Genomic DNA, 6,777 nt, shown 5'->3' on the forward strand with positions numbered 1-6,777 from the left:
GGACCCGTGACCTGCTGGGAGGCGCAGCGTGGAGTCGCCCACGGCGCCCCCGTCCCTGGAGCTGTTGCACCGCACGGCCGCGGAGCTCGCCGCCGCGCTCGACGTCCGCGACGCGGTCACGTCGGTCCTGCACGCCGGCCGGGACGTCGTCGGCACGAACACCTGCGGGGTGGCGCTCCTGGACGAGACCGGCACCCTCCTCGTCCCGACCGCACCCCGCGACGGTGGCGACCTCGCCGGTCTGGGCACCGGTCTCCCCGTCCCGCTGACCTCCGCCACCCCCAGCGCCGAGGCCGCCCGCACCCTGCGCCCGGTCCTGCTGCGCGATCGCGCCGAGCTGGCCGCCCGCTTCGGCGCCGGACCGGGCCGGGGGCTCAACGACACCGTCCTGGCCCTGGGCGAGCACTCCTGGGCCATGTACCCCCTCGTCGCCAGTGGCCGCCTCGTCGGTGTGCTGCGCTTCGGGCTGCTGCGCGAAGGGTCGCTGGACTGCGAGGAGCAGCTGTTCGCGGCGACCCTCGCCGACCAGTGCGCGCTGGCGGTCGAGCGCGCGCGGCTGCTGACCGACGCCCGGCGCAGCGCCGTGCGGTACCGGACCCTGGCCGAGGCCGGGTCCCTCGACGTCTTCACGGCCCGCCCCGGCGAGGGCATGACCTCCGACATGCCGGGCTGGCGCGCCCTGACCGGACGCGCGGACGTCCGTGGGCGCGCGTGGCAGGCCGACGTCCACCCCGAGGACCTGCCCGGTGTCCTGGACCGCTTCTACGAGTCGGTCCGCGACCGCACCACCGCGCGGTTCCGCGTGCGGGTGCGGGGTCTGCGGGGCTGGCGGACGATCTCGGCCGTCGCGGTGCCCGTCCTGGCCGACCCGGCCGACCCGGCGTCCGAGATCGTGGAGTGGGTCGGCTCCCTCGACGACGTCACCGAGCGCGTCCGGGCCCGGCGCCAGACGCAGACCCTGCACGCGCTCACCGCGGCGCTGGCCACGGCCGGCGGCTACGAGCAGGTCCTCGACGTCGTCCTGCGCGCCTGCCTCGACGGCGCGGGTGCCGTGCGGGCCGTCGTCACGGTCGCCGAGGGCCAGGGCGAGCCGGGTCTCGTCGCGCACCGGATGGGCCAGGACCGCCGGCGCACGCGCACCGAGCTGCCCCACGTCACCCGCGAGGGCCTGGCGGCGTTCGTCGGAGACCGCGGCACCTTCCCCGTGGGGGCGGCCGGGGTGGCCGCGCTGCCCGCGGAGGTCCGGCCCCACTTCGAGGCGGCCGCACGGGCGGGGGAGACGTCGTGGGCGGTCCTGCCGCTGACGGCCCGCACCCGCCGCCTGGGCACGCTCGTCCTCGCCTCCGCCGCCGGGGACGACCCCGCCGACCAGGCCGCCGACGGCCCCGAGGACGAGGACCGCGACTTCCTCCTCACCTTCGCCCGGCAGGCGGCGACGGCCCTGGACCGCATGCAGCTGCTCGAGCAGCAGCGCGACACCGCCACCGTGCTCGCCGAGGCCCTGCGACCCGGCCCCCTGCCGGCGGTGGACTGGCTCGCGACGCACCGGGTGGCGCAGACGAGCGCGGGCGTCGAGGTCGGCGGCGACTGGGCCGAGCTCATCCCCCTGCCCGGCGCGCAGGGACAGGAGCGGGTCGCGGTCGTCCTCGGGGACGTCATGGGCCGCGGGGCCCGGGCCGCCACCGTCATGGGCGAGGTCCGCACCCAGGTCCGCACGCTCGCCCACGTCGACCCGCACCCCACGGCCGTCCTGCGCGGGCTCGACGCCCTGGCCGCGGCCGGCGGCGGGGACGACCTGGTCACGATCTTCTACGCGGTCCTGGGCCGGGACGGCCGGCTCCTCGCCGCGAGCGCCGGGCACCTGCCGCCGCTGACGTGCAGCACGGGGCCGCACTACCTCGACGTTCCGCCCGGGGTGCCCGTCGGTGTCGAGGGCGACGCCCGCACCGACGTCCTGGACGTGCGGCTGGACCCGGGCAGCGCGCTCGTCGTGTTCTCCGACGGCCTCGTCGAGACGCGGACGCGCTCGCTCACGGAGGGCCTGGCGCAGGTGCTCGAGCACTTCCGCGAGACCGCCCGCGGGACGCCCGCCGACATCGTCGGAACCCTGGTGGACCGCATGGTCGGCGCGGGCGGGGAGGACGTGGACGACGACGTCACCGTCCTCGCCCTGCGCCTGCGCTAGCGTCGCGGCGTGCCTGCGCTGCATCCGTCCTCGACCGTCGCGGTCGTCATCCCGGCCAAGGACGAGCAGGACCGCATCGCCGCGACCGTGCGTGCCGTCGCCGGTCTGGACGTCGTCGACGTCGTCGTGGTCGTGGACGACGGCTCCGCGGACCTGACGTCGAAGGTCGCCCGCGACGCCGGCGCCGTCGTCGTCGCCCACCACCGCAACCGGGGCAAGGCCGCCGCGATGCAGACCGGCGCCCGCGCCGTCGCGGACTGGGAACGCGCCCGCCCCCGGCCCGGGGTGCGGCCGCGACCGCTGCTGTTCGTCGACGCCGACCTCGCCGGCAGCGCCGTCGAGACGGCGCCCCTCACCGTGCCGGTCCTGGCCGGTGAGGCGGACATGACCATCGCCGTCCTCCCGCGACAGGCGACCGCCGGCGGGGGGCACGGGTTCGTCGTGGGCCTGTCCCGACGCGGCACGGTCGCCGCGACGGGCTGGTCCCCGGAGCAGCCGCTGTCCGGGATGCGGTGCCTGACGCGCGCCGCCTTCGAGGCCGCGCTGCCGCTGGCACCGGGCTGGGGGGTCGAGACGGCGTTGACGATCGACCTGCTGCGCGCCGGCTTCCGCGTCCGCGAGGTGCCGTGCGACCTGCACCACCGCGTCTCGGGCAGGGACCTGCGCGGGCAGCTGCACCGGGCCGCGCAGTTCCGGGACGTGGCCCGGGCCCTGGGCCGGCGCCGCGTGCAGGACGTCCTGCGCCGCTCGACCCGCTGACCCGTGGCGTCCGCCCCCGCCCCCCGTGTGACCCCCCACGTGCACCGGCCGGTCCGCTGGGCCGTGGGCGGGACGGCCGTCTGCCTCACCGCCTGGCTCGTCGTCGCGGTCCTCGGCCCCTCGGCCGCCGCACCCCCGCTCGGCGCGGGCGTCGGCGCCCTCGACCTCGGCCGGCACCCCTCGTCCGCGACGGTCAGCGTCCTCATGGCCCTGTCGGTGCTGGCCGGCGGGGCGGGGCTCGCGGGGGGCGTCCTGGCCGTCTCCCGCGGGTGGCGGCCGCGGCGGTTCCTCGTGCTGGCCGGGGTCGGCGCCCTCCTGCTGGTGCTCGTCCCGCCCGTCGGCTCGGCCGACCACCTCAGCTACGCCGCCTACGGCCGCATCGCCGCCCTCGGCGGGGACCCCTACAGCCAGCCGCCGGACACCTTCGCCGGTGGCACCGACCCCGTCGCCTCCGCCGTCCGCGACCCGTGGCGGTCCACGACGTCGGTGTACGGGCCGGTCGGCGGGCTGCTCATGGCCCTGTGCTCGGTGGTGGGCGGGGACTCCGTCCGGACGACGGTGTGGGCCTGGCAGGTGCTGCTGCTCCTGGCGTGGGCGCTCGTCGCCGTCGTCGGGCACCGGGTGCTGCGCGACGTGGGGGACGAGGGGCGGGAGAGGGCGTGGTTCGCCGTCCTGTTCGCCGCGAACCCGCTGCTGCTCACCGTCGGCCTCGGCGGTGCGCACGCCGACGTCCTCGCCGGCGCCGCGGCCGTCCTCGCCCTGGTGCTGGCGGCCCGCTCGCCCGTCCTGGCCGGGGTGGCCCTCGCCGTCGCGGTGGGGACGAAGCTGCCCTACGGCGTCGTGGCCGTGGGGATCGTCGTGGCCGCCCTGTCCGTCCGGCCCGCCGCGCGCCGTCCCACCGTGGGCTGGCTGCTGCGCGGGGTCCTGGCCGCCCTGGTCGTCCTCGTCCCCGCGCACCTGTGGGCGGGTGTGCACGTGTACGACCAGACGCGCACCGCGAGCCGGTTCGTCTCGCTCGCCACCGTGTGGCGGCCGCTCGTCGAGGCCGGGCTGCCCCGGGTCCTCCTGCTGCCGGGCACCGCGCTCGTCGTGCTGGTCGTCGCCGTGCTGTGGTGGCCGGTCCTCGTCCGCGGCGGGGAGCTGCAGCGGGCTGCGGGGGCGAGCGCCGTCGTCGCCGCCGGGTACCTGCTCGGCGCCGCGTACGAGCTGCCCTGGTACGACCTGCTGCTGTGGGGGTCGCTGGCGCTCGCCGTGGCGGCGGGCCCGCGGTCCGCGCGCCTGCTCGTCCTCGTCCTGGCGGCGCGGCTGACCCTGCTGGCCCTGGCGTACGTGCCGGGCCTCGTCGACGGCATGAGCCCTGTCGTGCAGGCCGTCACCCTCGGTTACCGGCGCGAGGTGGGGCCGTGGGTGGCGTGGGCCGCACTGCTCGCCGTCGTGGTGTGCGGCGTGCGCGCACGACGCTCTGTCGCGGTTTCGTGACCCTGTGGCATGCTCGGGTGAGGGCTCAACCAGCTTCCGGCGCGTTCCGGGGCTCGCGGGGCCTCGTGCGTGGACGATGGCTCGACAACATCGGGTGATGCCCGGTCTTGAACGGTTCATCCGGTCGGGTGGTGTTCTAGTGAAACGGTCAAGGTTCCTTAGAACCCCCCCGATCCAGGTACGGACAGCGGGACGAAGAGCCCGCGCACGGAACGCGTCGAGCAGCGGCAGAGAGGGTCTGAGCGCACATGGAGCACAACGTGGCGGTCGTGGACGGCAACGAGGTCCAGGTCCCCGACGACTGGTGGGGTGACGTCCTGCGGACCGTCGCCGACGGTGACCGCCGGATGATCGTCGAGGACGCCGCCGGGAACCGCTTCGTCCTCGTCTCCGAGGCCCGCTACCGCGCCCTCGAGGAGGCCGAGCGCGGCCAGGGCAGCACCCGTCCCGGCGTGACGCTCACCGCCCGCGAGCAGGAGATCCTGCAGATGATCGCCGACGGCTGCCCCGGCTCCGTCGTCGCCGAGCGTCTCGGGCTGGCGCCGAACACCGTCGCCCAGCACCTCGCCTCCGTCCGCCGCAAGTACGGCGTCCGCTCCTCCGCGGCCGCCGCCGCCGTCGCGCGCCAGGACGGCCTCATCTCCTGACCCAGCACCCACCGCGCAGGCCCCCGGAGCGACGCTCCGGGGGCCTTCGTCGTCGTGGCTACTGGCCGAAGGTGTACCGCAGGTTCGCGTTGACGAGCTGGTTCAGTCGCTTGCGCAGGTGCCCCAACAGCGGCGGCTCGGGAAGCTCACCGTCGACCAGCAGCGTCCAGCGCAGGTCCGTGCCCGCGTGGCCCGCGTCGTGGGGAAGGTCGAAGCGGACCTGGGCGTCCGGCCGCCGGACCCACAGGGACGACCACAGCACCAGGTGCGGTTCCACGACGTGCAGGACCTCCGGTCGCACCTCGTCGTGCAGCAGGTCCAGCCAGGGGCGGCACGGGTCACGGTCCGGGTGCAGCAGCGCCTCGCACACGACGTGCGGCGGTGCAGGTTGGTTCCTGCGCCGCGTCCCCGCCTCGATCACCGCCCCAGGGTAGGTGTCCCGGCCCCCGTGGTCGCCGGGTTCCGGCTGCCGCGACGACCGGCCCCGTACGCTGCACGGTGTGACCGCCGGGACACCGCGGATGGCCGACTCGCTGACGGCCGGACGGCTCCGCCTCGATGTCGTCTCGACGGACGACCTGCAGGAGGTCCACGCGATCTTCTCCGACCCGCAGACCCACACCGTCGGAGACGGGCCGGTCAGCGGCATCGATGAGACGCGCGAGTGGATCGAACGCCGTGCGCTGCGGCGGAGGGAGCTCGGTGTCACGTGGTACGCCGTGCGAACTCCAGAGGGCCGTCTGGTGGGAACGGCCGGCCTGTTCGTCGGGCGGGCCCGTCCGCATCCCGAACTCGGCTTCGAGGTGCGCCACGGCGACCAAGGTCGCGGGTACGGGCGCGCCGCGGCGACTGCGGTCGTCCAGGAGGGACACCGGGCCGGGTTCGGCGAGGTCTGGGCGACGGTGCGCGCCTGGAACGCGGCCTCCCTGCGCGCCCTCGCCGTCGTCGGCTTCGTGACCCAGTGGGAGGAGTCGGACGAGCGGGGTGCGTTGGTGTTCCTCCGGCACGTGGTGGGCGGCTCGCCAACAGGAGCACCGGGGTTGTCCCCAGCCGGGTGACGTCGACCGGAGTGCGGTGACGACGGGTCGGACCGCGGCCCTCGTCTCGATCGCGACACCAGTCGGCCGCGCGGTGCCACCTCCTAGGATGTCGTTCCTGCACCCAGTTCCACTCAGCGCAGCGGGGAGACGACGTGGCAGACCTCGGCGAGGCGACGGCACCGGAGCGGTTCCTGCACACGACGTCCGGCCCCCTCCGGGCCCGGGACGTGGGACTCGTGCTCCCGCACGAACACCTGCTCGTCGACTTCCGGCCCGCAACCACCCCAGGTTTCGCGCAGGCCGACCCGGCCGAGTTCGCGGCGCTCGCGGAACCGCTCCTGGCCGACGCGGCCGCGGCCGGGGTGACGGCCGTGGTGGAGTGCACACCACCCGGGCTGGGACGGCGCGTCGACCTCGTCGCGGACGTGAGCCGTCGCACCGGCGTGCCCGTGGCGGTCGCGACCGGGGTCTACCGCGAACCGTGGGTTCCCGACTGGGTGTACGAGGCCGGCGACGAGGCGCTCGAGGCGTGGATGCACCGCGAACTCACCGAGGGTGTCGACGGCACGGGGATCCTCGCCGGGTTCGTCAAGATCTCGGCGTCCGAGGACGGCATCCGGCCGGTCGAGGAACGCGTCGTGGGGGGGGGGGGGGGGGGGGCGCCCCG

At 76.1% G+C, this 6,777-nt stretch carries 7 protein-coding genes; 6 read left to right on the top strand and 1 reads right to left on the bottom strand.

Annotation, left to right across the window (positions count from 1 at the left end; translation table 11 throughout):
* Positions 1–28: 28 nt before the first annotated feature.
* From AB1207_RS23165 to AB1207_RS23180, 4 genes are all read left to right on the top strand, one after another.
* Positions 29–2,185 (top strand): SpoIIE family protein phosphatase, encoded by a 2,157-nt coding sequence (locus AB1207_RS23165; RefSeq protein WP_367641071.1) that lies wholly within the window; start codon positions 29–31, stop codon positions 2,183–2,185.
* A gap of 9 nt (positions 2,186–2,194) precedes the next feature.
* On the top strand, positions 2,195–2,944 hold the full coding sequence (locus AB1207_RS23170; RefSeq protein ID WP_367641073.1) for a glycosyltransferase family 2 protein: 750 nt from the start codon (positions 2,195–2,197) through the stop codon (positions 2,942–2,944).
* 27 nt (positions 2,945–2,971) lie between these two features.
* A complete protein-coding gene (locus tag AB1207_RS23175) occupies positions 2,972–4,423 on the top strand; it encodes an MptA/MptB family glycosyltransferase (RefSeq protein ID WP_367641075.1) in 1,452 nt (483 codons plus the stop codon).
* A 248-nt stretch (positions 4,424–4,671) separates the two neighbouring features.
* Positions 4,672–5,070 (top strand): helix-turn-helix transcriptional regulator, encoded by a 399-nt coding sequence (locus AB1207_RS23180; RefSeq protein ID WP_367641076.1) that lies wholly within the window; start codon positions 4,672–4,674, stop codon positions 5,068–5,070.
* Between the two features lie 58 nt (positions 5,071–5,128).
* Here the strand turns inward: AB1207_RS23180 and AB1207_RS23185 are convergent, their stop codons facing one another.
* Positions 5,129–5,491 (bottom strand): hypothetical protein, encoded by a 363-nt coding sequence (locus tag AB1207_RS23185; RefSeq protein WP_367641078.1) that lies wholly within the window; start codon positions 5,489–5,491, stop codon positions 5,129–5,131.
* Positions 5,492–5,570: 79 nt separating this feature from the next.
* Between AB1207_RS23185 and AB1207_RS23190 the strand changes: the two genes are divergently transcribed.
* Both AB1207_RS23190 and AB1207_RS23195 read left to right on the top strand, forming a co-directional pair.
* Positions 5,571–6,128: a GNAT family N-acetyltransferase gene (locus tag AB1207_RS23190; protein WP_367641079.1), complete on the top strand. Its 558-nt coding sequence runs from the start codon at positions 5,571–5,573 to the stop codon at positions 6,126–6,128.
* Between the two features lie 134 nt (positions 6,129–6,262).
* On the top strand, positions 6,263–6,777 hold a 515-nt coding region (locus AB1207_RS23195), incomplete at its 3' end, for a phosphotriesterase family protein (protein WP_496204304.1).

Source organism: Kineococcus endophyticus (genome assembly GCF_040796495.1).
Classification (GTDB): domain Bacteria; phylum Actinomycetota; class Actinomycetes; order Actinomycetales; family Kineococcaceae; genus Kineococcus; species Kineococcus endophyticus.